Origin of the sequence: Xylanibacter rodentium (assembly GCF_013166575.1) — a bacterium.
Classification (GTDB): domain Bacteria; phylum Bacteroidota; class Bacteroidia; order Bacteroidales; family Bacteroidaceae; genus Prevotella; species Prevotella rodentium.
The window spans coordinates 169701-196196 of the sequence record NZ_JABKKE010000001.1 but is presented as its reverse complement, the minus strand read 5'-3'; the positions used below and the strand labels follow the sequence as shown (position 1 = coordinate 196196).

Here is a 26496-nt window from a genome sequence, read left to right as displayed (position 1 = left end):
ATTTTCAGCAAAAATATGATACGTCGACTTCTCTGTATTGTTGTTTTGTTTCTGTTTGCTTCCTGTGGCAATACATCAGACAAGCGTAAACAGGCAAAGGAAAACATTGGCCATTTTGCCACTCTATATTTCAATTATGATTTTTCCGGAGCAATGGATTATTGCACATACGAAAGCAGGAAATGGATAAGTATGATCGCATCCAATGTGACGGAAGCTGATTTGGACATACTGCGGGCTCAGACTGATGGAGCCGAGGCAGAGGTGATAGCAATATTTTTTGGACAAGATGATACGACAGCCGTGGCCACAGTGCATGTAGCCAATATTATGCTGACCGATACGATAGGGCGTCCGGGGCATATGGTCGAGGAGGCTGAATATAGCATCCCTGCGGTATTCCGCAGCGACCGTTGGCTGGTCAAAATGGCATGCCCACTGCGAAGTGGAAAGTGAGGTCACGGCTTAATCTGGGGTTTGTTATCGGATAGTGTTGCCTGTTGTTGTCATAAGCAGGGTTGATGGCTTTCATGCCGAAGTCAAACCTAAGGATGAAATAGTCGAAGTTCAAGCGCACTCCCCAACCGTAGCTCAGGGCTATTTGTTTCCAAAAGTCGTTTATGTTGAATTGTCCGCCCTGCTGGTCTTCGTAGTTGCGTAGTGTCCATATATTACCGGCATCTACAAAGAGAGCACCGTTGAGTTTCCAGAACAAGTGGGCCCTGTATTCCAGGTTCAGGTCGAGTTTCATGTCACCGGTCTGGTTTATGAAGTCTATCTTTCCGTCGCGTCCGATGAATTTTCCCGGTCCGAGTTCCCTTACACTCCATCCTCTCACGCTGTTGGCTCCTCCGGAAAAATATCTTTTTTCGAAAGGCAGTATCGTGCTGTTGCCGTAAGGGTAGGCAATGCCAAGACCGACGTGTGCCACGAGGGAGTTATTGTAGTCAAGTCTGATATTCTTTGTATACTCGAAGTCGCCTTTGACATACTGTGCATACGCTATGTTGAACAATTTGTAAAGGCCCATTTCGTTTTTCTGAAGATGCATCGGGCGCGACAGCAGATTGAGAAGATTGCCGGCGGTTTCCATGTTTACCTTTATCGCATCAGTGCCGTTGTTGTATGAAAATCCTACACCGAATTTCATTATCAGCAAGTCCTCATAGTTGTATCTCAATATTGCATTCCTATTGTCGGCATTATCCAAATAGTCCTTACGGAATTTGTCTGATATCCATGGCATGAAAACATAGTTCAGATCTATTAGGTCTATTTGGTATTTGTCGTGGTGGTTGGCATCGTTCCATCGGTATCTCCATGCCAGCGACAGCACCCGGCGATGATATTCCGGACGATTCTGCAAATCGTATAGCAGCGAAACTTCGGATGTGGCAGTGACGCGGCGTTTGAATCCATATGGTAGTAAAGGAGCTATAAAGCGTGGAAACATCAGACGAGCCTCAGCGCTGTATTCTTCAAAATTTTCATTGCTGTATCCCTCCAATCCCCTGATGGCCTCGTATGCGCCACGTAACTCGACGCTCAGCAATTCCGAACCGCGGAACAGGTTCCTGTTTTGATATGTCAGAGCCACAGCCGCACCGAAGTCACCAGCGGTGTTGGTGCCTTCGGGTTGAAAGCTGACAGTGCTCGGTTTGTTTGTGCTTATCTGTATGTTGCAGTCCAACACAGTGCTGTCCGGTACTTCGCGAAATCCTATATTGGTATATTTTATGGCTTGCAGGCGTCCGAAGTGGGTGTATGTTTTCTGCAAGTTGTGGCTGGAATATGTGCTTTGGGGCGTTATGAAAGTATTGCTTTTCAGCACCCCGCGTCGTAGATGTATCGTCGGGTCGTCCTGGCTGCCGCTGACGAAGTCGACATTTCTTATCGTATACCTGACGTGCGACGTATCGGCAATCTGATTTGTGCGGTAGCGGTGTAATGTGAGAGTCAGGTCGATACCTTTGTTGCCTGCCACGGTATCGGCATTGTATGTGATGAAATCTTTGTTGAACTTGTAGTACCCATTGTTTACTATCAGGTCTGTTATTCTTTTTCGTTCTCTATCAAGGCTTTCCACGTTGAATTTTTGTCCCGTCTTCAGTTTTTGGTTGCGTACATCGTCCATGCGTAGCAGACTGGCTATGGCTGAGTCCTGAATGTCGTATCTGATGTTGCCAATGCTATATGCCTCTCCAGGGTGCAGTGTGTATGTCACGTCTATTTTCTTCTTCTTTATTCTTGTTGATATGTCTACATACGCTCCGAGATATCCCTCGTTGCGCAGTTCGGCAACCAGATCACGGGCTGACTGGACTGTGTGTAGGGAATCGTACAGCACAGGAGACTCGCCCATATCCTTCAGAATTCTATTGAGCCATTTTGTAGAGTCTCGTCCCGATAGCGAATATGTTGCCAATGGTATCTTTAACGTCGAAAACCAACGTGAATTGCCCTGTTGGCGCACATACGACTTCATCCTGCTACGATTTATATCATTGTATCTTGCGTCAGTCCTGACATTCACTTTGTCAATCAGGTATTTGCCTTCAGGTACATATTTGGTGCTCGAGCACGATGTCAGCAGTGCGGCACTTGATATTACATATATATATATGGAGATTCGCATTGACAATATTTGCTGAATGTCATTTCTAGATGGATGTTTGTATATTCTATTTGCAAAATTAAGACTTTTTTCGTAACTTTCCTCTATAAAAAGACTTTTTATATACTGTCGGTGTAGATATCTCACGATTTATATGTAAATTTGCCGTATATATGAACGACTTTTTTACAAATAGCGTGATATTATGTTGAGTAAGAATGTGATAAAACTGGTACATTCTCTTGAAACAAAAAAGAATAGACTCAAAGAGAAACTCTTCGTGGCCGAAGGCTATAAGGTGGTAGGCGACCTAATGCGGAGGGTGAAGCCACAACTGATAATAGCCACGGACGACTGGGCGCCGCAGACGAAATATGACGGCAGAATGATACGTGTTACTGACGAAGAGTTGCACAAGGTGAGTTTTATGAAGACACCGCAGCAGGTAGTGGCTCTTTTCCCGACATCGGATGCCGGTGACATCGGTGCCGACACTATCGGTGACCAATTGTGTATTGTCCTTGACGGTGTGCAGGACCCGGGAAATCTCGGTACTATAATACGAGTAGCCGACTGGTTTGGAATCAAGACAATAGTGTGCAGTCACGATACTGCCGATATCTACAATCCAAAGGTGGTTCAGGCTACAATGGGAAGTATTGCCCGTGTCAATGTGGTATATACTGATTTGCCGTCCTGGCTTGACAGTATATCTAGCCACGTTCCTGTCTACGGTACGCTGCTCGATGGCGAAAACATTTACGGCAGACGGCTTTCCGCATCAGGTATTATCGTTATGGGCAATGAGGGCAACGGAATTTCACCGGCTGTACGTGAACGCATTACCGACCGCCTGTTTATACCGAATTTTGCTTCTGGTGATACGGCCGAAAGTCTGAATGTGGCTATAGCTACTGCTATAGTATGTTCTGAGTTCAGGAGGGCTTAATCATTTTTTATGCATTTCATATTGCGATATGCCTCGGACTTCCGACTTTGTATCCGTATGGGCTTTACTGTGGGCATACATTTTTATTCAATCAAAAAGTTTCTTAAAATATATGTATTTGACGCGTTTTTTAGTATTATTTAGGTTCTGATATTCACATTTCAGTTATTTATTCCGTATTTTTGCACCTAATTTCATAATTGTGATTAACGTTAAAATAAAATAATATTCTTATGGCAGAAGCTATTGATATCCGCGAACTAAATATGCGGATAGAACAACAGAGCTCTTTTGTAACAAATCTTATTACCGGCATGGATCGGGTCATCGTCGGACAAAAACATTTGGTGGAATCTTTGCTAATAGGCATGCTCAGTGACGGACACATTCTGTTAGAGGGTGTTCCTGGACTGGCCAAAACCTTGGCTATCAAGACATTGTCACAGCTGATAGATTCGGATTACAGTCGTATACAGTTCACTCCCGATCTTCTTCCTGCCGATGTCATCGGAACGATGATATATTCGCAGAAAGATGAGAAGTTTCTGGTAAAGAAAGGACCGGTATTTGCCAATTTCGTATTGGCAGATGAAATCAACCGTGCTCCGGCAAAAGTACAGAGTGCATTGCTTGAGGCTATGCAAGAAAAACAAGTGACGATAGGTACCGAGACATTTAGTCTACCCAATCCTTTCCTTGTTATGGCAACCCAGAATCCGGTAGAGCAGGAAGGAACATATCCGCTGCCAGAGGCACAGATGGACCGTTTTATGCTGAAAGTGGTAATTGATTATCCAACCTTGGACGAAGAAAAGCGTATCATACGCGAAAATCTTGCTGGCAGTCTGCCTGAAGTCAGGCCTGTGACAACGGCCGAGGATATACAGAAAGCCCGTTCGGTGGTTCGTGAAGTTTATATCGATGAGAAGATAGAGCAATATATAGCCGACATTGTTTTCGCAACACGCTATCCCGACCGCTATGGTCTGAAAGAACTTAAAGCGATGATTTCGTTTGGCGGTAGCCCGCGTGCCAGCATAAATCTGGCCAAGGCCTCACGTGCATACGCTTTTGTGAAGCGTCGTGGATATGTGGTCCCGGAAGATGTGCGTGCCGTGGCTCACGACGTACTGCGTCATCGCATAGGCATCACTTACGAGGCAGAGGCAAGCAGCGTCACAAGCGAGGAAATTGTAAGTAAGATAATAAATAAGGTTGAAGTTCCTTGATGGATACTCAGGATATCATAAAGAAAGTAAGAACCATCGAGATAAAGACACGCAAACTGAGTGCTAATATCTTTGCCGGGCAGTATCATTCTGCTTTCAAAGGTAGGGGTATGGCGTTCAGCGAAGTTCGTGAATATCAGTTCGGTGACGATGTCCGTGACATTGATTGGAATGTCACGGCACGATTTCACCGTCCGTATATCAAGGTGTTTGAGGAGGAACGTGAACTGACGGTGATGCTGCTTATTGACGTCAGCGGCTCGCTTGATTTCGGTACACATCGACAGATGAAATCTGAGATGGTAGCCGAAATAGCTGCTACCCTTGCTTTCAGTGCAATACAGAACAATGACAAAATCGGTGTGGTATTCTTTTCTGATAAGATTGAGAAGTATATCCCGCCAAAGAAGGGTCGAAAACATATACTTTATATAATACGTGAACTTTTGGATTTCCATGCCGAGAGTAGGCGCACAGACCTTAACGAGCCGTTGGAGTTTCTTTCCAACGTCATGAAACGGCGATGTACAGTTTTTATGCTCAGTGATTTCTATACTCGTACCGACTTTTTATCCCCTCTCACCATCTGTAGTAGAAAACATGATGTGGTGGCCGTTCAGGTATATGACAAGTGTGCTGCTGAATTGCCCGATGTGGGACTGATGAAGGTGGTTGACGCAGAGACAGGACATGAGCAGTATATAGACACAAGCAGTCGAAAGATACGTCAGGCTCATAGAGATTATTGGATAAAGCGTCAGACTGCGTTGCAGGACGTATTCAATAAGAACAATGTAGACAGTATATCCATTGCTACTGACGAAGACTATGTGAAGTCACTGCTGATATTATTCAAACAGAGAAGTTAGAATGAGAAAGATATTATTGGCTATAATATTGACTGTTAGTGTAATTCCTGCTATAGCTCAAGTTTCGGTAGAAGCGCGTATTGACTCAATAGAGATGTTTATTGGTGAGCAGGTGCACGTGACACTGACAGTGACGGCAAAAGAGTCGTCAAAGGTGGATATGCCAGCGTTCAAACCGAAGGAAATAATAATTCCGGGAGTGGAGGTGCTTGGTTGTGTTGAGGCGGAGACAAAGATTTTGGATAACGGTTTGTCGGCACGCAACAGGGTCTATACGCTTACATCGTTTGACGAGCAGCTTTACTATCTGCCTCCATTCAAGGTGAAAGTAGACGGAAAGGTATATAAGAGCAAGAGCTTGGCGATGAAGGTGCTAGGCGTAGAGGTAGATACTACCAATGTCGACCAGTTTTTCGACCCTAAAGATGTGCAGGACAATCCTTTCCTTTGGAGTGACTGGAGTATGATTTTTTGGATGAGCCTATTGATGCTTTTATTCATTGTAATGTTTTTTCTCCTGTATTTGCAGTTCAGGGCCAACAAGCCTATCAACATCAGTATTAAGGTTGTGAAGCGTCTGTTGCCCCATCAGAAAGCCATGAAAGAGATAGAGTTGATAAAGGCAGATAGGATGGTACAATCGGAAAATCAGAAAGAATACTACACCAAACTTACAGATACGCTGCGCAAATATATCCGTGAGCGATATGGTTTTAATGCCATGGAGATGACGAGCGGAGAGATAATAGAGCGGCTTATGGCATCTCATGACAGGGCTGCCATCGAAGAACTTAAAGAACTCTTCAATACTGCCGATTTAGTAAAGTTTGCCAAGTATTCGACACTGATAAACGAAAACGATAAAAATCTTGTCAGTGCAATAGAATTCATCAACTCTACAAAGGTTGAAAATCAGCCTTCGGAAGAGATAGTTAAGCCATATCTTACTGAAGATGAAAAGCTGTCGGTGAAGATGCGCAGGGTACTGAAGATAGCCATCGGTATTGTTGCAGCCGTGTGTATAGCCCTGTTTGTTTGGATACTCTACTGCATTTGGCAATTGGTGGGATGATAATAAAAGTTGCTTATATTTTTTCATTCCGGATAGTTCTGGAAGTGTAAGATACTGAACAAAACGAAAGAAAATGGAATTTGCCAATAAAGAATGTCTGTTTCTGTTGTTGCTGATAGTACCGTACATTGTATGGTATCTGATGTACAGAAAGAAAAGCGAACCTACTATGCGGATGAGCGATACGTTTGCGTTCCGCTATGTTTCCGTCAGTTGGAAAGTGAGGCTTATGCCGGTGGTACCGTTGCTCAGGATTGTGGCTTTCGTGCTTTTGGTAATTGTTTTGGCAAGACCGCAGACAAGCAATTCGTGGAAAGACAAGTGGATAGATGGTATTGATATAATGCTGGCAATGGACGTGTCGACAAGTATGCTTGCCGAAGACTTGAAACCAAATAGGATTGAGGCTGCCAAACAGGTGGCAGCAGAGTTTATAGCTGGACGCCCCAATGACAATATCGGTCTTACGATATTTGCCGGAGAGGCGTTCACACAGTGTCCTATGACTGTCGACCACGCTTCGTTGCTCAATTTGTTGCAGAATGTGCGGACGGATATCGCTGCGCGAGGACTCATACAGGATGGAACGGCCATTGGCATGGGACTGGCCAATGCCGTGAGTCGACTGAAAGATTCAAAGTCAAAGAGCAAGGTAGTGATACTTCTTACCGATGGAAGCAACAATATGGGGGACATTTCTCCACTGACAGCCGCTGACATTGCAAATAGCATGGGCATACGTGTGTATACTGTGGCTGTTGGTACGGACAAGTCAGCTCCATATCCCATGCAAGTTGGAGGTAGTATTCAATATGTCAACATGCCTGTCGAGGTAGACACCAAGACACTTGGTGAGATTGCGTCGGCTACCAATGGTGACTTCTACCGTGCCACAAACACAGCAGAGCTGAAACGGATATACAAGGAGATAGACAAGCTGGAGAAGTCGAAACTCAATGTCAAGAAATACAGTAAGAAGTATGATGTATACCAACCGTTTGCTATTGCTGCTGCAGTGGCGCTGCTGTTGGAGATACTGTTGAGAGTAGTAGTATTTAGAAGAATACCATAGAGAGATTATATGTTTAGATTTGAAGATCCTGAATGGTTATATTCGTTGGTGCTGATACCCGTATTGGCACTGATTTATTTTGCCATGTTGCGTGTCCGTAAGCAGAAATTGAAAAAATTAGGAGACATTGCTCTTCTGAGACAGCTTATGCCCGATGTTTCCAAATTGAGACCTATATGCAAGTTCTGCATATTGTTGACAGCACTGGCATTTATTATTGTTATGATCGCACGTCCTCAGATGGGCACAAAGATAAGCACGGAGAAACGTGTTGGCATAGAGACTGTCATTGCTATGGACATAAGCAACTCAATGCGTGCCGAGGATATCACTCCGAGTCGTCTTGACAGGAGTAAGATGATGGTTGAGAATCTTGTTGACAAGTTTGTCGATGACAAGATTGGACTCATCGTCTTTGCCGGTGATGCCTTTGTTCAGTTGCCGATAACGAGCGATTATGTGTCGGCCAAGATGTTTCTCAGCAGTATAGATCCGTCAATGATGGCAAGTCAGGGTACGGATATTGCTGCCGCGATAGACCTTGCATCCCATAGTTTTACTCAACAAGAAGGAGTTGGAAAGGCCATAATACTGATAACTGACGGTGAAGATCACGAGGGCAGGGCTGTGGAGGCGGCAGAAGCTGCGAAGAGGAAAGGCATGAGAGTATATGTGCTTGGCGTAGGTTCGTCTGGTGGTGCACCCGTTCCAGTGTCAGGTTCACACGACTATATGAAGGACAATACGGGAAATACGGTGGTCTCTGTGCTCAATGAAGACATGTGCAGACAATTGGCTTCTGCCGGTGGCGGGGCATATATTCATGTGGACAACAATGTTAACGCTCAGGAACTGCTTGATAAAGAGTTGGACAAATTGGCGAAAAAAGAGATTTCATCCAATATTTACAGTGACTACGATGAACAGTTTCCTGCATTGACCATTATCATTTTGCTTTTGTTGATTATTGAGGTGTGTCTGCTTGAAAGTAAGAATCCCTTACTGAGAGATGTCAAGCTTTTCGGTTCCAGGAAAGTGACAGTTTTGGCTGTCCTGACGGTAATGTCGTTGTCGGTAATGGCTCAGACTGACCGTCAGTATGTGCGCGACGGCAACAAACAGTTTCATGCCGGTGATTATGAGAGGGCGGAAGTGTCGTATCGCAAGGCTGTGGAACGCAATCCGCGCAATCCGCAGGCAGTGTATAATCTTGGCAGGGTGCTTTTGGCACAGAAAAAAGATTCGGCGGCTGTCAGTCAGTTTCAGGCTGCGGCACGACTGGAGACAAATCCCTTGCGTAAGGCAAAAGTTTATCATAATATGGGCTGGATTTGTCAGAATTTGAAAATGTATGATGATGCAATCGAACAGTATAAAGAGGCACTGCGTATGAATCCAAATGACGATGAGACGCGTTACAATCTTGCTCTCTGCAAGCATCTGCAGAAGATGAATGAGAATAATAAGAAAGACAACGATAATAACGACAAAAAGAACAACGACAAAGATAAGCAGAAAGATAAAGAAGAAAAGAAAGACGACAAGCAGAAGAACGACAAACCAGAGAAAAAGGAAAACAAGAACGACAAAATGAGCAAGGACAATGCTGAGCAGTTGCTTAATGCAGCCATGCAGCAGGAGAAGAACACTCAGCAGCGCATGAATAAAGCCATGCAACAGCCTGGTTCTCGTAAGTTACAGAAAAACTGGTGATATGAAGAGGTTGTATATAGTATTGATGTTGTGCGTTGTCACTATAGCAGTGAAAGCGCAGAAATTTGTAGCCGAAGCTCCGACGGAAGTGACTGTCGGAGAACAGTTTAGGTTGACATACACTATAAATTCTCAGAACGTAAGCAATTTCCGCATAGGTAGTATTCCGGCGGCTTTGGAGGTTCTTATGGGACCAAGCACGTCGCAGCAGCAAAGTTTTCAGATGATAAACGGACACACCAGTTCTTCATCATCCATAACTTATACGTACATATTATGTGCCAACAAGGAAGGGCAATATAATATTCCTGCTGCGAACATATCAGTGGGTGGTAAGAACATGACATCCAATTCGCTGCGCATTCGTGTATATGCCGCTTCGCAAAGTAGCAACAGGCAGTCACAATACGGTGCCGGACATGGACAAATGCGTGAGGCTGGTTCGCGTATATCCGGATCAGACTTGTTTATAAAAGTCACTGCCAGCAAACAGCGCGTTCACGAACAGGAGCCGATATTGCTTACATATAAGGTTTGTACATTGGTTAATCTTACCCAAATAGACGGTAAGATGCCTGATTTGAATGGAGTGTATACTCAGGAAATAGACTTGCCGCAGCAAAAAAGTTTTAAGGTGGAAACCATAAACGGGCGTCCTTACAAGACTGTAACAATAAGGCAATATGTGATGTTTCCGCAGAAGACAGGCAAGATAGAGATACCCGCTCTTACATTCAATGGCATGGTCGTGCAGCAGAACCGCAATGTAGATCCTTTTGAAGCTTTCTTTAATGGAGGTTCCGGATATGTAGAGGTCAAACATAGCATAAAGGCGCCAGCACTTACTATTCAAGTAGATCCATTGCCAACACGTCCTGCTGATTTTTCTGGTGGAGTGGGGCAGTTCAATATTACGTCACAACTTGACAAACAGGAAGTAAGGGCTAACGAACCTATAACGTTGCGTGTGATAGTGAGTGGAACCGGTAACTTGAAACTCATAAAGGCTCCAGTTGTAGAATTTCCTAAAGACTTTGACAAGTATGATGCCAAGATAACCGATAAGACAAGACTTACAGCCGCAGGAGTTGAGGGTAGTATGGTTTACGACTGTCTTGCAATTCCACGTCATGCGGGTAAATATGAAATACCGGCTGTAGAGTTTGTCTATTACGATACAAAGACCAACAGTTACAAGACATTGAAGACACAGCCGTTTATTGTCAATGTTGCAAAGGGGACAGGTAACGGTACAGGCAGTGGCAGCTATGTAAGTCAGGAGGAATTGAAGCAGCTTAATACAGACATCAGATATATCAAAACCGGTGAAACAAAAGTCAAAACCGTAGGTGAATTCTTTTTTGGGTCGCTGTCATATTGGATTTCGCTTGTTGTGCTGATGTTGATATTCATATCCATGTTTGTCATATTCCGTCATCGCGCTATCGACAATGCCAATATTGTTAAACAACGAGGTAAGAAAGCCAATAAAGTGGCAACAAAGCGTTTGAAGAGAGCTAAGAAAATGATGGACAACGGCAATCAAACAGACTTTTACGATGAAGTGCTTCGTACACTTTGGGGATATGTCGGTGACAAACTTAACATGCCGGTGACGCAGATATCTCGTGAGAACATCAGTCAATGTCTTGCAGAATATAGTGTGAGCGAAGAAATAATAAATCAATTTATGCAGGCCATAGATGAATGCGAATTTGAACGTTATGCTCCCGGAGATATAAAAGGAAATATGAGCAAGACTTTTGAGGCTGCAATGACTGCTATAATGGATATCGAAGATGTGATGAAAAAGAAGAAACGACTGTTGCCTTTGATGGCAGTCATATTGTTTGCAATGACAGTATCAGTTCCGCTATCGTCATTTGCTGTTACAAAGGAGAATGCGGACAGTGCATATGCAAAGCAGAACTATGTGCAGGCCATAAAGGATTATGAGGAGTTGCTGGGAAAAGGTGTTAGTGCCGACCTGTACTATAATCTCGGAAATGCCTATTACCGCACGGATAACATTACACGTGCTGTCCTTAATTACGAACGTGCTTTGCTATTGTCTCCTGGTGACAAGGACATACGTTTCAATTTGCAGATGGCACGTGGAAAGACAATAGACAAGATAACACCTGAGACGGAGATGTTTTTCATTATATGGTATCGTTCTGTTGTCAATATGATGAGTGTTGACGGATGGGCACGCACGGCATTGATATCTCTTGGATTGGCAATAGTCCTGTCTCTTATGTATCTCTTTGCTAATATATTGTTGTTGCGTAAACTCGGCTTTTTCTGCGGATTGGCATTTATAGTTGTCTTCATTGTATCGAACATATTTGCATACCAACAGAAGAAAGTTTTTAATAATCGCACCGGTGCCATCATCATATCATCTTCAGCATCGATAAAGAGCACTCCGGCAAAGAGCGGTACAGATCTGTTTATACTCCATGAAGGTACCAAGGTTGAGATAACAGACGGTTCAATGCATGACTGGAAAGAGATAAGGATAGCCGACGGTAAGGAAGGCTGGATAGAATCATCACAGATAGAAATAATATAATAATGGATTGGTCATCATTGATACAGATTGACAAACAGTTGCTTTTAGCTGTTAATGGCAGTGAGTCGTTGTTTATTGATGGGCTTGCTGTCGCGCTGACTACAGCTGCAACATGGATACCGCTTTATTTGGCGTTATTTTTTCTTGTGTTGCGAAACAATGAAAGTATGAAGCAAATATTGCTGATTGTGGGTTGTGCGGCATTATGCGTCGTGTTGGCCGGAACTGTAGATGATTCTATCGTTAAACCTGCAGTTGCCCGTCTACGCCCTACACATGATTTGCAGATAGGAATGTCAGTGGATGTTGTCGACGGATATCGTGGTGGCAGATACGGCTTTTTCTCGGCACATGCCGCAAACACATTCAGTATTGCCGTCTTTTTCAGTCTTCTTGTGCGCAATGGCATTCTGTCTTTTTTGCTTGTTCTATGGTCTTTGATTAATTGTTGGACACGCATGTATCTTGGAGTACATTTTCCGGGTGATATTCTCTGTGGGCTTATTTGGGGTGGATTGGTAGGTTTATCTGTATACTATGTATATTACAAAATCAATGTCCGAATATCTGCAGGAATGAAATTCATATCATCTCAATATACCTCAACAGGTTATCAGCTTATAGATATAGATGTAGTGATAAATGTTTTATTCTTGACATTTGTCTATACACTTATACGAGCTTGTCTGGTATTGTTATAACAAATAAAGAAAAAATGGATCCCAAACATATACATATCAGTGATTATAACTATAATTTGGCGGATAGCCAGATTGCAAAGTTTCCTAAAACCAATCGTGACCAGTCCAAACTTCTCGTTTACAACCATGGCAATGTGACAGAAGACATATTCTATAATATCAAGAATTATCTCCCTTCTGGTGCACTGATGGTATTCAATAACACGAAAGTCATACAGGCACGCATGCACTTTCGCAAAACAACAGGTGCTCTCATAGAGATATTTATTTTAGAGCCGGCTGTTCCTGCAGATTATGAACAGATGTTTCAGTGCAGAAAAGAATGTACATGGCTTTGTCTAATCGGTAATCTTAAGAAATGGAAAGAGGGAGCGTTGCAGCGCGAATTTGATGTATGTGGCAGACACGTTACATTGACAGCAGTTCATGTTGGTGAGGAGAAGACAAGCCATCGTGTAGTTTTCAGTTGGGACGATAACGATGTTACATTTGCGGATATACTAGATGCCATGGGAGAGTTGCCAATTCCTCCATATCTCAATAGGGAAACACAGGAAAGTGACAAGAGTACGTATCAGACGGTATATTCAAAGATAAAGGGTAGTGTAGCCGCTCCGACAGCCGGACTTCACTTTACCAACAATGTGCTTATGGAACTTGATGCGGTTGGTATTGACCGCGAGGAGTTGACACTGCATGTTGGTGCAGGAACATTCAAGCCGGTGAAGAGTGAGGAAATAAAAGGACATGAGATGCATACAGAATATATCTGTGTATGCCGAAAAACACTTGAGAAACTTATAAGTCATGATGCTTCGGCCATAGCTGTGGGTACTACCAGCGTGCGTACTCTAGAGAGTCTTTATTATATGGGATTGCGCCTATATGGAAATCCTAATCTTACAGAGGAACAACTTCATGTAGGGCAGTGGGAACCTTATGAGACTAAGGCTGATATAACTCCGCTTGAGTCTCTTAAAATATTACTGGATTATCTTGATCGTAACGGAAATAAATCTCTTCATTCAAGTACACAGATAATCATTGTTCCAGGATATGAATATAAAATAGTAAAGATGCTTGTCACCAATTTCCATCAGCCTCAAAGTACTTTACTGCTGCTTGTGAGCGCTTTTGTAAAAGGTGATTGGCGACGCATATATGATTACGCTCTTGCTCATGACTTCAGATTCCTGAGTTATGGCGACAGTTCATTGTTAATACCTTAAAAAAGAATTATGAAGATAGGGGATAAAGTACGTTTTCTCAGTGATGTTGGGGGTGGTGTTGTAGCCGGCTTCCAAGGTAAGGATATTGTTTTGGTAGAAGATGCCGACGGTTTCCAAATTCCGACATCCATAACTGATGTTGTAATAGTAGACAATGACGATTACAGCACATCACGTATTATAGAGAATAAGACACAGCCGAAAGTAAAATCCATACCTGATGATGACGAAGATTATGATCCGGCGGAACGTCCTGTTACGTTCAAGCCTATGGCAGAAGAACGCAAAGGGGGAGATAAATTGGGCGCATATCTGGCATTTGTGCCGGTTGATGTAAAGGAGATTACGTCAACACGCTTTGAGACTTATTTCGTGAATGACAGCAATTATTATATGCGGTTTGCATATATGACAGCCGAAGGTGCCAACTGGCATTTTCGTGCTACATATGAGGTAGAACCTAACACCAAACTATTTGTCGAAGAGTTTGGACGTGACGACCTTAACAATATGGAGCGTATCTGTGTACAGATTATGTCTTACAAACGTGATAAAAGTTTTATACTGAAGCCGGCGGTCGACGTACAGTTGCGTTTGGATATTGTTAAGTTCTATAAATTGCATACATTCCGTGAGAGTGCTTTCTTTGAACAACCGGCTTTGATATATACACTTGTCGAGAACGATAAAGAAGTAAGACCGCTTGTCGTAGACCCGGATAAATTGAAAAAAGAGATTATGAACAAGGCAAAAGCTGATGATATGTTGGTGTCTTCGGCTAATAGGCATCCTAAGACGGAAGACAAGAATGCACCTGTTGTAGTGGACCTGCATGCCGATGAGTTGCTTGATACCGTTTCAGGAATGTCTCCAGCCGATATACTGAATTATCAGTTGGATATATTCCGTAAGACTCTTAAAGATTATGAGAAGAAGAAAGGCAAGAAGATAGTTTTCATTCACGGCAAAGGAGAAGGAGTGTTACGACATGCCATAGTCAATGAGTTGCGTTATCGTTTTAAGAATTATACTTATCAAGATGCTTCTTTCCGTGAGTATGGATATGGTGCCACTCAGGTAACAATAAAATAAGCATACGATGAAATACGGATTCATAACGGTGGCAGCTGCTGTTCCGGCTGTAAAAGTTGCTGATACGGACTATAACGTTCGCGAAATGGAAAGTCTTATTGCGCAAGCAGAAGGCAAGGGAGTTGAGATAATCTGTTTTCCTGAACTTGGCTTGACAGGATATTCTTGTCAAGACCTTTTCCGCGAGCAACTTTTGCTTGATAAGATGGAAGATGCACTTGTGCAACTTATCGATTTTACACGCATGCTTGATATAATCGTAATAGCGGGCATTCCGGTTGTAGCCGGTGACATACTGCTCAATTGTGCAGTGGTGATACAACATGGAGGTATAATTGGTATTGTTCCGAAAACATATCTTCCTAATTACAACGAATTTTATGAGAAACGTTGGTTTGCATCGGCACAAGATTTGCGTGACACTGTAGTATATCTAGCCGGCAGTCCAGTCACATTATCCTCAAATCCTAAAATATTCAGAACAATGAGTGGGGTGTGCTTTGGTGTTGAGATATGTGAGGATGTGTGGTCCCCAATTCCACCGAGTAACAATCTTGCTCTTGCCGGTGCTGATATAATATTCAATCTTTCGGCAAGCAATGAGATAGCAGGTAAGCATTATTATTTGAAATCTCTGCTTGCACAGCAGAGTGCGCGCACTATGAGCGGTTATGTATATTCCGGATGCGGATATGGTGAGAGCACTCAGGATGTGGTATACGGCGGCAATGCTATGATATTCGAGAATGGCAAGATGCTGTGTGAAGGAAAACGTTTCTCGATAACTCCGCAGTTGCAGATCTCTCAGATTGATATAGAATTGCTTCGTGCGGAGCGTCGAATGAATACCACATTCATCAATTCCCAACGTAAAGCATCGGCCGAGATTGTAGATACAAAGCCGGTCGACAGTAAGGATTTCCGTCTGATGCGTGATATAAATCCTTGGCCGTTTATCCCCTCAAGTGACGAAATGACGGAAACATGTGAGGAAATACTCAATATACAGACGGCAGGATTGATGAAGCGTCTTTCTCATACAAATAGTTCTAAAGTGGTTGTGGGGATAAGTGGAGGGCTTGACTCTACATTGGCACTGTTGGTTTGTGTACGTGCTTTCGACCGTTTGAAACTTTGTCGTCGCGGAATAATCGGTGTTACTATGCCTGGTTTTGGCACAACAAATCGCACCCACAACAATGCCACCAACTTGATGGCATCGCTTGGAGTGACATCGCGGGAAATAAGCATAACAAAGAGTGTGTTGCAGCATTTTGAAGATATAGATCATGATGTTAACATTCACGATGTGACATATGAGAACAGCCAGGCCCGTGAACGCACTCAGATACTTATGGATTTGGCAAACAAGACGGATGCGCTTGTCATCGGAACAGGCGATCTTAGCGAGCTTGCTCTCGGTTGGGCCACATATAACGGTGATCACATGTCGATGTATGGAGTGAACGGGGGAGTGCCCAAAACCCTCATACGCTATCTTGTAAAATACATTGCCATCACTGATGTTGATTCTTTATCAAAAGCGACTTTGTTGGATATTATCGATACTCCGATAAGTCCGGAACTGATTCCTGCGGATGAGCATGGGGATATAAAGCAGAAGACAGAAGACCTTGTAGGACCTTATGAACTGCATGACTTTTTCCTTTATTATTTCCTGAGGTTCGGTTTCCGGCCGTCTAAGATATATATGCTTGCCGAACATGCCTTTAATGGTACTCATGCAGAGGCAGGGCGGTATGATGGTGAAACAATAAAATATTGGCTCAAGATTTTCTGTCGCCGCTTTTTCAATCAGCAGTTCAAGCGTTCTTGTTTGCCGGATGGCCCCAAGGTGGGCAGTGTCAGTCTAAGTCCGCGTGGTGACTGGCGCATGCCAAGCGACGCGTCAAGTGCAATATGGATGAAGGAATGCGAGGAACTTTGAAAGGTCCATATTGAAATAAGAGTCCGATAAATTGGAGATGAGATATATTTCCAATTTATCGGACTCTTATTTTTTCCATGGCAATCACTCAATATAGTATATCATAATCAATATGAATATTCATAGTATGCAAGAGATTCGTATATTGGGACTTTCATACATCTTTCATTGTCAGTGATATTCTGTTTCGTTTCCTGTCTACCTCCATCACCTTTACTTTCACATGCTGATGCAAATGTACTATTTGTGTCGGGTCTGCAACATAGTGGTTGGTCAGTTGAGATATGTGAACAAGTCCGTCTTGATGAACACCGATATCTATGAAAGCTCCAAAATTGGTAATGTTGGTAACAATGCCAGGCAGTACCATGCCTTCGGTCAGATTGTCTACAGATGTTACGTTCGGGTCAAATTCAAATTCCTCGATCTGTTCACGTGGGTCTCGTCCCGGTTTTTCCAGTTCCTGCATGATGTCGTTCAATGTTGGCAATCCCACTTTATCCGTGACATAATGTTTTATTTTTATGGACTTTCGTTTTTCAGCAGAAGCAATAAGTTCCTTGACTGAACATCCGCAGTCCTCTGCCATTTGCTCCACAATCTTATAACTCTCCGGATGAACGGCACTGTTGTCAAGCGGATTCGAGGCTCCAGGTATACGCAGGAATCCGGCACATTGTTCGTATGCAGTCGGCCCGAGTCTCGGTACTTTCTTCAATTGTGCCCTGCTGGTGAATGGACCTTTTTCACGTCTGTATTCAACGATGTTGCCGGCCAGTGTCGGGCCAAGACCGCTCACGTATGTCAGCAGATGGCTACTTGCCGTGTTTAGATTCACGCCCACTGAGTTTACACAACTTTCCACTGTGTGGTCAAGGCTCTTTTTCAGTTTTGTTTGGTCGACATCGTGTTGGTATTGTCCTACACCGATGCTCTTCGGATCAATCTTTACCAGTTCTGCCAAAGGGTCCATAAGTCTGCGTCCTATAGATACGGCACCGCGTACGGTAACGTCTTTGTCCGGGAACTCTTCACGTGCAGTCTTCGATGCAGAGTATACCGATGCACCGTCTTCGCTTACTACGAATATTTTTATGCTTGCAAACTTATGATTAGAAGTGGATGAAACGGATTTTTGAGCATACTGTTGTTGAGTGCTTTGCGATGGCGACGAGCCTTTTTCAAGTGTTTTTTCCACAAAATCTTTTGTCTCTCTGCTTGCCGTTCCGTTACCAATAGCGATAGCCTCAATGTCATATTTTTCGAGCATGCTTGTTATCTGTGCCATGGCTTGCTCACGTTTTGACACTGGTGGGTGTGGGAATATCGCTTCGTGATGTAAGAGGTTGCCTTGTGCATCAAGGCATACAATCTTGCATCCGGTGCGAAATCCCGGGTCAATGCCCATTACTCGCTTTTGTCCAAGTGGAGCCGATAGAAGCAGTTGGCGCAGATTCTCTGCAAATACGTTGATGGCTTCATTGTCTGCTTTTTCTTTGCTTAGTGAAGCAAACTCGTTTTCAATACTCGGTTTGAGCAGTCGCTTATAGCCGTCTTCCACAGATTCGGCAATGAGCTTTCCGCAGTATCCGCTTCCTTTTACGAATATCCTTTTAAGTTTCTCAGTGCATTCGTCGTCATCGGCTGATATATTCACGCGTAAAATCCCTTCGGCTTCGCCACGACGCATGGCCAGCAATCTGTGAGACGAGCAGCGACGCAACGGTTCTGAAAAGTCAAAGTAATCGGAATATTTTGCTGCCTCATCGGTGTCGGCTTTTGTCTTAATCACTTTAGATGTTATCACTGCTTCACGATGGAAAATGTCGCGTATACGGCGGCGTGCCTGTTCGTCTTCGCTCACCGTTTCGGCAATGATATCCTGAGCTCCCTTTATTGCAGTATCCACGTCTTTCACTTCGCCATTGACAAAACGTCGTGCCGCTTCTTTCGGATTTTGCTCGCGTTGCATGATGATTATAACCGACAACGGTTCCAATCCTTGCTCACGTGCCACTTGTGCCCTTGTCCGCCGTTTCGGCTTATATGGAAGATATATGTCTTCCAACTCTGTAGCGTTCCAGCATCGGTCTATACGCAACTTCAGTTCGCCGGTCATTTTTCCTTGTTCTGTGATTGTCTTTATGATAGTATCTTTGCGTCTGGCTGTTTCATTCAGTCTGTCGTTCATTTCGCTGATGGCAGCTATCTGTACCTCGTCAAGCCCTCCAGTGCGCTCTTTGCGGTAGCGGCTGATGAATGGTATTGTGCATCCGTCGGCCAACAGCTGTAAAGTATTTGATATGCCGGATTCCGGAAGTGAAAGCTCATCAGATATAAGCGGAGTGAGAATACTGTTGTCCATTATTGTATTTTGAATAAATCTTTGTCTTTTTCGTTATGCTATAGTTTCCTATATGCGGGCCTGTTTCTTCATAAGATATTTCCGTTCCTCATCCGTAAATTTCTCTATGGCATAGCGCAACATCGTACGAGGCATCCGGTTACGGTTGGCTTCCACAAAGTCATACAGACGTTTATGATCGTGTTTTCCGGCTTCTCGCAGCATCCATCCTATGGCTTTGCGTATCAGGTCATGCCGGTGGCCCATCATCTTTACGGCCAACGCATAGATATCATCGGTGTCGCCGCGTCGTATCAGTGCCATTGTGGAAACAATGGCTATGCGGTTCTCCCATAGCAGATGACTGTCGGCCAACTTGTAAATCAGGTCTCGGGGCTTGTCGGCCAGATAATTGCCGACGATGACAGGTGCTGATAGGTCAACAAGGTCCCAATTGTTTATATACTTTGTATACTTAAGATAGAAATCAAGTATTTCTTTGTGGATACATTCATTTGCATGTTCGCATTTCATCACCATTATCAGCAGGGCGCACAGTCTTGCTTCGTGATATTCGGAAATCATCAGATGGTGGAGCTCTTCGAGTGGAGTCGATATGTGGGCCTTGGCAACACGTCTGACGCATGGAACTGTGACACCGAGAAATATGTCTCCTTCGCCATATTCTCCTTTGCCTGTCTTGAAAAAGCGGGCCATGCCTTGGCGTTTTTCTTCAATGGCTACAGCCCGCAAATCGCTGATGATATGTTCTGATGTATTCATAACATTGGCAAATATACGACAAAAAGCTGAGAACTACGAGCTTTTTATCATAAAATCGAATAAAAGTCTGAATAGTAATGTTGTAAGGGGTTGTTAAGGAGAGAATAATATACCAGACCGTGTGTCGGACTTATGTCGCATGTAAAACCAAGCCTTGGGCAAGTATCAATCTTCCTTTATACGTATCTATAAAGAAAACAGTATGTTTTGTGTGTCATTGAATTCAGTGTCTTTATGGTTGCTTACCAAAGATGGTATGATTAAAAAACTCTAAATTGACAGATATTTTATAGTCTTTGATAATTTATATTTAATTTTGTGGAACAAACCTAATAACTTACAAACTAACTGATTATGAGGAAATTGTTTTTGTTGTCTTTGTTTTTTATAGTGTCTCTCACCATATTGTCCGGTACAAGGAGACGATTGTTCAACGACAACTGGTGCTTTATGCTTGCCGATATATCGGAAGCAAAGAATCCTGGGTTTGACAGCCGAGACTGGTCCAGACTCACTCTTCCACACGATTGGAGCATACGTGAAAAGTTTGACAGAAACGCACCGGCCGGTAATGATGGCGGATATCTGCCAACGGGAATAGGGTGGTATCGTAAGACATTTGACATTTCTACATCAACATCCGGCAGGAAGATGCAACTGTATTTCGAGGGTGTATATATGAATGCGGAAGTCTATGTCAACGGTCATCATGCGGGAGGATACCCCTACGGATATTCGTCGTTCTTTGTCGATGTAACGCCTTATGTGCATAAAGGCAGGAATACTGTAGCCGTGAAAGTGGACAATTCCCAACAGAAGAATTGCCGATGGTATAGCGGTTCGGGTATTTACCGTAATGTTTGGTTGATAGAGACAGGGCAAACCCATGTGGCAAACCATGGTGTGCATATAGTCACTCCCGACCTTAATACGGCAGTAATATCCACCTCTATTGTCAGTGATGCTGTTGTGACGAAGGAAAAACCAAAGGCTGACGATGACGGCATGGATGGCGGAGACTTGAAAGAACGAATGCTTGAGGTGACAGCATATATAGAGGGAGTTGCAGTAAGTGAGAATTGCAGCGTGAAGACCGGTGGTGAGCCTGTTACGGTAAGACACACTATCCGTTTGCCCGATGCAAAACCGTGGTCGCCATCGTCCCCCAATCTCTATACAGCCCGCATAGTTGTAAAGGAAAACGGCCGTATAATAGACGAGGTGGAGGAAAGGTTCGGGTTTCGTACCATTGCATGGTCTGCTGACAGCGGTTTGCTGCTTAACGGCGAGTCCATACTGCTCAACGGTGGTTGCGTCCATCATGACAATGGCATATTGGGAGCGGCAGCTTTCGACCGTGCCGAGCGTTACCGTGTGGAACAGCTCAAGAAAGCCGGATTCAATGCTCTGCGCACTTCCCACAACGTTCCTTCCGAAGCATTCCTGCATGCTTGCGACGAGGTGGGTATGCTCGTTATAGACGAGGCTTTTGACGGATGGCGTGACAAGAAGAATGATTACGACTATCATGTTCTTTTCGACCGTTGGTGGCAAAGTGACGTGGAAGCCATGGTACTGCGCGACCGTAACCATCCGTCTGTATTCTGCTGGAGTATCGGTAATGAGGTGATAGAGCGTAAAAAGATAGAAGTGGTGACTACAGCCCGTAAACTTGCCAGTCTGTGCCGCCGGCTTGACCCGACCCGCCCGGTTACTTCGGCATTGGCATCATGGGACAACGACTGGGATATATACGACCCGTTGGCTGCCGAACATGACATTACCGGATATAACTATATGATACATAAGTCGGAAAGCGACCACAAACGAGTTCCGTCGCGGGTGATGATGCAGACCGAGTCATATCCCAACGATGCGTGGAAGAACTACTGTAAGGCAAAAGACAATACATATATAATAGGTGATTTTGTCTGGACAGCCATGGACTATATCGGTGAGTCGGGAATAGGACGCTGGTATTATGAAGGTGATGTGGAAGGTGAGCACTATCATCGTCCGCTATATCCGTGGCACGCATCATATTGCGGAGATATTGATCTCACCGGATTTCGCAAACCTATAAGCCATTACCGTTCAATGCTTTGGAACGAAAATGACGAACATCTGTTCATTGCAGTGAAAGAACCTGACGGTTATCACGGACAGATAAAGACAACACTGTGGGGCACATGGCCCACGTTTGAAAGTTGGAATTGGCCGGGACATGAAGGGCGCAATATCGATGTCGAGGTATATTCACACTATCCTAAGGTAAAACTGTATCAGGACAATCGTCTCGTGGGTGAGAAAGAAGTGAAGGAAACGAAGGCAGTGTTCGCTGTTCCGTACCGTCCGGGCGTTCTTAGAGCTGAGGGGATATCTGGCGGAAGTGTGTGTGAAACGGTGACATTGGCAACAGCCGGAGAGCCGGCCGCCGTTCGGTTGACACCCGACCGCAGCCATATAAAGGCAGACGGTCAAGACCTTTCATTTGTTGTCATCGAGATATTGGATGCCGAAGGTCGTACTGTGCCCGTGGCCGATAATATGCTGACGGTAGATGTTACCGGTGCGGCTATGCTTCAAGCTCTTGGCAATGCCGACATAAAGGACGAAGATCCGTACTTTGACAATATCCATCGTGCGTGGAAGGGCCGTGCTCTTGCTGTTGTGCGCAGTAACGGACGGCGTGGCAAGTCTGCCGTCATTGTGACGGCAGATGTTAAAGATGGAAAACAACTCAGGAAGACAATAAAACTTACATTCGAATGAAACATATATTAATTCTTCTTTTCATGACTCTTAATGTTTCCGCGATTTGTAATGCCAAGATGAGCGTGGAGCGTCTTGTGGTGGAACATGAGTGTGAACCTATGGCCGTATGTTCCATGCATCCGCGTTTTTCATGGCAGATGTCGTCCGACGGATATAACATCATTCAGAAGGCCTATAGCATTGTGGTTTGCAACGAAAGTGGCATGGTAGTTTGGGATTCAGGCCGTATTGCCTCAGACCGTTCCGTAGACATAGTCTATGGCGGCAGACCATTGCAGCCAGAGACGCGTTATACCTGGACCGTTTCCGTATGGGATTCGCGTGGCAACCGTTCCTCTTCCTCGTCATTTTTTGAGACGGCGGTGGCAGATTGGGGAGGTGCCCGGTGGATAGGCGGTGGTGATATTCCTTTCTACTGTCAATATCTGCCTGTATTCCGCATTGGTTTCTCTGTCTCCTTGTCAGGAGGAAAGGATGGCAGGGTGGGGTTTCTTTACGGTGCCAATGATACCCGGTTGATGAGTAACAACCGCAATATTCTCGGTATGGCTGCTGAGCGAGGAACTTCCTATATTGAAGTGCAGCTCGCTTCCGACAGCCTGCGTCTGTATCGTGTGGGCTACAAACCGTCAGACAAAGCCGGACTCCCGCTGAAATCTTTTGCCATGCCATCCGGTTTTGACATCAATCGTTTTCATGATGTGCTGATACACTCTGCTGCCGGACATACCCGTATAGATATTGACGGGCATGAGATAGGCCATGTCGGTATAAACCCTATGGGCAACGGTGGCGACTACATCGCTTTTCCTGTAGTTGGTGACGTCGGATATCGTCTGCCGCAGGGTTGTGAAGCTACTTTCCGCAATGTCCGGATAGAGAATTATCGCAGTCCGAACAACATACTCTGCACAATGGATTTCGGTACGGTGAGTGGCATGCGCCTTGTCAGTCCTCACGAGACGGGAGCACTCATGTTGCGCCGCGATTTTACGGTGGAAAAGGGAGTGCGCAAAGCCAGACTTTATGTCACGGCACGCGGCATTTATGATTTCAGTCTGAACGGTAAGCGCGTTGGGGACGGTTTCTTCGCTCCCGGACTTACACAGTACAACAAGACACATTTCTATCAGACATATGATGTCACCTCTCTGCTCCGTGAAGGCAATAATGTTGCAGGAGCGGTGCTCAACGAAGGATGGTGGAGTGGCGGATTTTCTTTTGACCCGGCGTGTTGGAACTGGTTTGGCGACCGTCAGTCACTGTTGGCCTGTCTGCGCATATGGTATGATGACGGCAGTTGTCGGACTGTAGTTACGTCACCCGGAGAGTGGCAGAGCAGCAACAGCGGCCCGATACGTTGTGGCAGTCTGTTCCAAGGCGAAGTCTATGACGCACGTGTCGGGTATGACGGATTCGGGCTTGAAGGATATGACGCTGCAAGTTGGGCACCGGCAAAGGAGGTCTGTCTCGAAGGAACGGTCAGCGATAAGCCTGTCGGTGATTGGCCATTAGCCGATGATTATTCCCGGTTTGAACTTGTGCCGCAGTTGGGCGGTCAAGTGAAATGTTTCGAAGAACTCACCGCACAGGCTGTAACAGAGCCGCGTCCCGGTGTATTTGTCTATGACATGGGGCAGAATTTTGCCGGTGTGCCACGTATCGTATTCCGCGGATTGCGCCGTGGACAGAAAGTCGTCATGCGCTTTGCCGAAGTGCTTTATCCCGACTTGCCCGCCTATGCCCGCAATGCCGGTATGCCAATGCTTGAGAACATACGTGCAGCCATGGCTCAAGACATATATATATCCCGTGGCGACAGTGTGGAGGAATACATTCCGCGTTCCACATATCACGGCTATCGCTATGTAGAACTTACGGGCATCGGCAGTCCGTTGCCTGTAGACGATGTGCACGGTATGGTGCTGAGTTCGGTAGACGGTTTTACTGCCGGTTATCATTCTTCCGACACTTTGCTCAACCGCTTGGTCACCAATGTCCGTTATTCCACATTGAGCAATGTGTTTTCCGTGCCTACCGACTGCCCTCAGCGCAACGAGCGTATGGGATGGAGCGGTGACGTTTCAGTATTTGTTCCGGCCATGTCATTCCTTTGGGATGCCGACAGATTCGTCGAACGCCATGTCCGTGCCCTGCGCGACACACAAGAACCAGATGGCGCTTTCCCTCCAATCGCCCCCGGCGGAGGCGGTTTTGGCGGTCCGTTATGGCAGAGTGCGGGCATCGTTCTGCCATGGAACAACTATCTGCGTTATGGCGACACGGTGACCGTGCGTGAGCACTATCCAGCCATGAAGCGCTATATCGATATGGTGATGGAGCGTTACATAGACAAGGGCGACGGCCATTTCCGAGGCAGCTCGACATGGAAGGATCTCGGCGACTGGCTCGGACCGCAGAACAGGCAGAACGACAACACTTTGCTCTTTGACAGTTATCTTGTCTACGAACTCGGACTTATGGAGAAGATGGCCGCCCTGCTTGGTCTCGACGACGATGCACGCCGCTATGCGAAATGGAGAAAAATGCGCCGTGAGTTCATCAACAACAACTATCTCGACAGCCTGACATCGCGAACCGTCGGTACTGGACATGCCGGTAAGCGGGTCTCTACCTGGACGGGATATATCGGTTCCGTTGAGCGCGGACGGCCGATAGATACCCATACTTCCTATGCCGTTCCGCTGGCCCTGGGTGTTATCGACACTGTCTGCCGGCAGACTTTTGCCGACAATCTCGCACGGCTTGTTGTCTCTCCGTCATATGACGATGCCGGCAAGAAGTATCCGCCGTACTCGCTCATGACGGGTTTTGTCGGCACACCGTGGATATGCTATTCCCTTTCAGACAACGGGCATGCTGCCGAGGCATACCGTCTGCTGATGCATACGGGTTACCCGTCATGGCTCTATCCCGTCACGCAGGGTGCCACGACGATATGGGAGAGGCTCAACTCTTTCACACATGAAGACGGTTTCGGACGCAACAACAGTATGAACTCGTTCAACCATTACGCTTTCGGTTGTGTCTTCGACTGGCTGATGCAGCGTTCTGCCGGCATATCTCCCGATGAAGCCAGTCCCGCTTTCCATCATTTCTTCCTCCGTCCCGTTACCGATTCTACGGGCAGGCTCACATCGGCCGCGGCCCATTACGATTCGATGTACGGCCGCATAGAGAGCGGATGGCGGATAGAACCCGATGGGACAACGGTATATAAGTTTACCGTTCCAGCCAATACCAAGGCCACGCTGATGCTACCGATTTCTGCCGATGACAGGATAAAGCCGGACGCACGGGCTTTGTCCGGGCATCGGAACGGTGATATTATGGAATACGAATTGGGTTCGGGGAAATATGTTTTTGAAATAAAAAAGAGAAAATGAATCACCGGTAGCCGACCGGTTTGGATTTAAGACAATAGAAAATGGAGGGTTGAGGATTATGATTGGCTTTGTCTGTCGGTGCGGATGTGACCGCATTACATATCTTACTGACAAGAGTAATCAT

At 45.2% G+C, this 26496-nt stretch carries 17 protein-coding genes; 14 read left to right on the top strand and 3 right to left on the bottom strand.

Annotated features, from left to right (window positions below):
* Positions 1 to 15 precede the first annotated feature (15 nt).
* Positions 16 to 456 (top strand): hypothetical protein, encoded by a 441-nt coding sequence (locus tag HPS55_RS00775; RefSeq protein ID WP_172173611.1) that lies wholly within the window; start codon positions 16 to 18, stop codon positions 454 to 456.
* Here the strand turns inward: HPS55_RS00775 and tamL are convergent.
* Positions 422 to 2635 (bottom strand): translocation and assembly module lipoprotein TamL, encoded by a 2214-nt coding sequence (gene tamL, locus HPS55_RS00770; RefSeq protein WP_172173608.1) that lies wholly within the window; start codon positions 2633 to 2635, stop codon positions 422 to 424. The genes HPS55_RS00775 and tamL overlap by 35 nt on opposite strands.
* Before the next feature lie 184 nt (positions 2636 to 2819).
* Here tamL and HPS55_RS00765 point away from each other — a divergent pair, with 184 nt between their 5' ends.
* From HPS55_RS00765 to HPS55_RS00715, 11 genes are all read left to right on the top strand, one after another.
* The gene (locus HPS55_RS00765; protein WP_172173606.1) at positions 2820 to 3563 is read left to right on the top strand and encodes an RNA methyltransferase; all 744 of its coding nucleotides are present in this window, start codon (positions 2820 to 2822) and stop codon (positions 3561 to 3563) included.
* 233 nt (positions 3564 to 3796) lie between these two features.
* A complete protein-coding gene (locus tag HPS55_RS00760; protein ID WP_172173603.1) occupies positions 3797 to 4792 on the top strand; it encodes an AAA family ATPase in 996 nt (331 codons plus the stop codon).
* Positions 4792 to 5661 carry a DUF58 domain-containing protein gene (locus HPS55_RS00755; RefSeq protein ID WP_172173600.1) on the top strand — a complete coding sequence of 290 codons (870 nt, stop codon included), beginning with the start codon at positions 4792 to 4794 and terminating at the stop codon, positions 5659 to 5661. The genes HPS55_RS00760 and HPS55_RS00755 overlap by 1 nt, the downstream gene beginning before the upstream one ends.
* 1 nt (position 5662) lies before the next feature.
* Entirely contained in the window at positions 5663 to 6733 is a 1071-nt protein-coding gene (locus HPS55_RS00750) for a BatD family protein (protein ID WP_172173597.1), read from the top strand.
* Positions 6734 to 6806: 73 nt separating this feature from the next.
* Entirely contained in the window at positions 6807 to 7805 is a 999-nt protein-coding gene (locus HPS55_RS00745) for a vWA domain-containing protein (protein ID WP_172173595.1), read from the top strand.
* A 9-nt stretch (positions 7806 to 7814) separates the two neighbouring features.
* Positions 7815 to 9518 carry a VWA domain-containing protein gene (locus HPS55_RS00740; protein WP_172173592.1) on the top strand — a complete coding sequence of 568 codons (1704 nt, stop codon included), beginning with the start codon at positions 7815 to 7817 and terminating at the stop codon, positions 9516 to 9518.
* A gap of 1 nt (position 9519) precedes the next feature.
* Positions 9520 to 12093, top strand: a complete 2574-nt coding sequence (locus HPS55_RS00735) for a BatD family protein (RefSeq protein WP_172173589.1) — start codon at positions 9520 to 9522, stop codon at positions 12091 to 12093.
* Positions 12094 to 12095: 2 nt separating this feature from the next.
* Positions 12096 to 12794 carry a phosphatase PAP2 family protein gene (locus HPS55_RS00730; RefSeq protein ID WP_172173586.1) on the top strand — a complete coding sequence of 233 codons (699 nt, stop codon included), beginning with the start codon at positions 12096 to 12098 and terminating at the stop codon, positions 12792 to 12794.
* Positions 12795 to 12808: 14 nt separating this feature from the next.
* Positions 12809 to 14023 carry an S-adenosylmethionine:tRNA ribosyltransferase-isomerase gene (locus HPS55_RS00725; RefSeq protein WP_172173583.1) on the top strand — a complete coding sequence of 405 codons (1215 nt, stop codon included), beginning with the start codon at positions 12809 to 12811 and terminating at the stop codon, positions 14021 to 14023.
* Positions 14024 to 14032: 9 nt separating this feature from the next.
* Complete coding sequence (locus HPS55_RS00720; protein WP_172173580.1) at positions 14033 to 15115, top strand: DUF2027 domain-containing protein; 1083 nt, start codon at positions 14033 to 14035, stop codon at positions 15113 to 15115.
* Positions 15116 to 15122: 7 nt separating this feature from the next.
* Positions 15123 to 17063: an NAD(+) synthase gene (locus HPS55_RS00715; RefSeq protein ID WP_172173577.1), complete on the top strand. Its 1941-nt coding sequence runs from the start codon at positions 15123 to 15125 to the stop codon at positions 17061 to 17063.
* Positions 17064 to 17217: 154 nt separating this feature from the next.
* Here the strand turns inward: HPS55_RS00715 and HPS55_RS00710 are convergent, their stop codons facing one another.
* Together HPS55_RS00710 and HPS55_RS00705 are read right to left on the bottom strand one after the other, a co-directional pair.
* Positions 17218 to 19428 (bottom strand): Tex family protein, encoded by a 2211-nt coding sequence (locus HPS55_RS00710; protein ID WP_172173574.1) that lies wholly within the window; start codon positions 19426 to 19428, stop codon positions 17218 to 17220.
* A 48-nt stretch (positions 19429 to 19476) separates the two neighbouring features.
* Positions 19477 to 20190 (bottom strand): DNA alkylation repair protein, encoded by a 714-nt coding sequence (locus HPS55_RS00705; RefSeq protein WP_172324642.1) that lies wholly within the window; start codon positions 20188 to 20190, stop codon positions 19477 to 19479.
* Between the two features lie 354 nt (positions 20191 to 20544).
* On the opposite strand from HPS55_RS00705, the gene HPS55_RS00700 reads away from it, so the two are divergent.
* Together HPS55_RS00700 and HPS55_RS00695 are read left to right on the top strand one after the other, a co-directional pair.
* Positions 20545 to 22962, top strand: coding sequence for a sugar-binding domain-containing protein (locus tag HPS55_RS00700; RefSeq protein WP_172173571.1), 2418 nt, complete (start codon positions 20545 to 20547; stop codon positions 22960 to 22962).
* Positions 22959 to 26372: a family 78 glycoside hydrolase catalytic domain gene (locus HPS55_RS00695; protein WP_253945756.1), complete on the top strand. Its 3414-nt coding sequence runs from the start codon at positions 22959 to 22961 to the stop codon at positions 26370 to 26372. Before HPS55_RS00700 ends, HPS55_RS00695 begins: the two co-directional genes overlap by 4 nt.
* Positions 26373 to 26496: the final 124 nt, after the last annotated feature.

Bases quoted from the DNA above. Each gene is read 5' to 3' on its own strand.
- HPS55_RS00710 (WP_172173574.1), bottom strand. From the start codon at position 19,428: ATGGACAACAGTATTCTCACTCCGCTTATATCTGATGAGCTTTCACTT.
- HPS55_RS00705 (WP_172324642.1), bottom strand. From the start codon at position 20,190: ATGAATACATCAGAACATATCATCAGCGATTTGCGGGCTGTAGCCATT.
- HPS55_RS00745 (WP_172173595.1), top strand. From the start codon at position 6,807: ATGGAATTTGCCAATAAAGAATGTCTGTTTCTGTTGTTGCTGATAGTA.
- tamL (WP_172173608.1), bottom strand. From the start codon at position 2,635: ATGCGAATCTCCATATATATATATGTAATATCAAGTGCCGCACTGCTG.
- HPS55_RS00700 (WP_172173571.1), top strand. From the start codon at position 20,545: ATGAGGAAATTGTTTTTGTTGTCTTTGTTTTTTATAGTGTCTCTCACC.
- HPS55_RS00755 (WP_172173600.1), top strand. From the start codon at position 4,792: ATGGATACTCAGGATATCATAAAGAAAGTAAGAACCATCGAGATAAAG.
- HPS55_RS00730 (WP_172173586.1), top strand. From the start codon at position 12,096: ATGGATTGGTCATCATTGATACAGATTGACAAACAGTTGCTTTTAGCT.
- HPS55_RS00750 (WP_172173597.1), top strand. From the start codon at position 5,663: ATGAGAAAGATATTATTGGCTATAATATTGACTGTTAGTGTAATTCCT.
- HPS55_RS00725 (WP_172173583.1), top strand. From the start codon at position 12,809: ATGGATCCCAAACATATACATATCAGTGATTATAACTATAATTTGGCG.
- HPS55_RS00775 (WP_172173611.1), top strand. From the start codon at position 16: ATGATACGTCGACTTCTCTGTATTGTTGTTTTGTTTCTGTTTGCTTCC.
- HPS55_RS00760 (WP_172173603.1), top strand. From the start codon at position 3,797: ATGGCAGAAGCTATTGATATCCGCGAACTAAATATGCGGATAGAACAA.
- HPS55_RS00720 (WP_172173580.1), top strand. From the start codon at position 14,033: ATGAAGATAGGGGATAAAGTACGTTTTCTCAGTGATGTTGGGGGTGGT.
- HPS55_RS00695 (WP_253945756.1), top strand. From the start codon at position 22,959: ATGAAACATATATTAATTCTTCTTTTCATGACTCTTAATGTTTCCGCG.
- HPS55_RS00715 (WP_172173577.1), top strand. From the start codon at position 15,123: ATGAAATACGGATTCATAACGGTGGCAGCTGCTGTTCCGGCTGTAAAA.
- HPS55_RS00740 (WP_172173592.1), top strand. From the start codon at position 7,815: ATGTTTAGATTTGAAGATCCTGAATGGTTATATTCGTTGGTGCTGATA.
- HPS55_RS00735 (WP_172173589.1), top strand. From the start codon at position 9,520: ATGAAGAGGTTGTATATAGTATTGATGTTGTGCGTTGTCACTATAGCA.
- HPS55_RS00765 (WP_172173606.1), top strand. From the start codon at position 2,820: ATGTTGAGTAAGAATGTGATAAAACTGGTACATTCTCTTGAAACAAAA.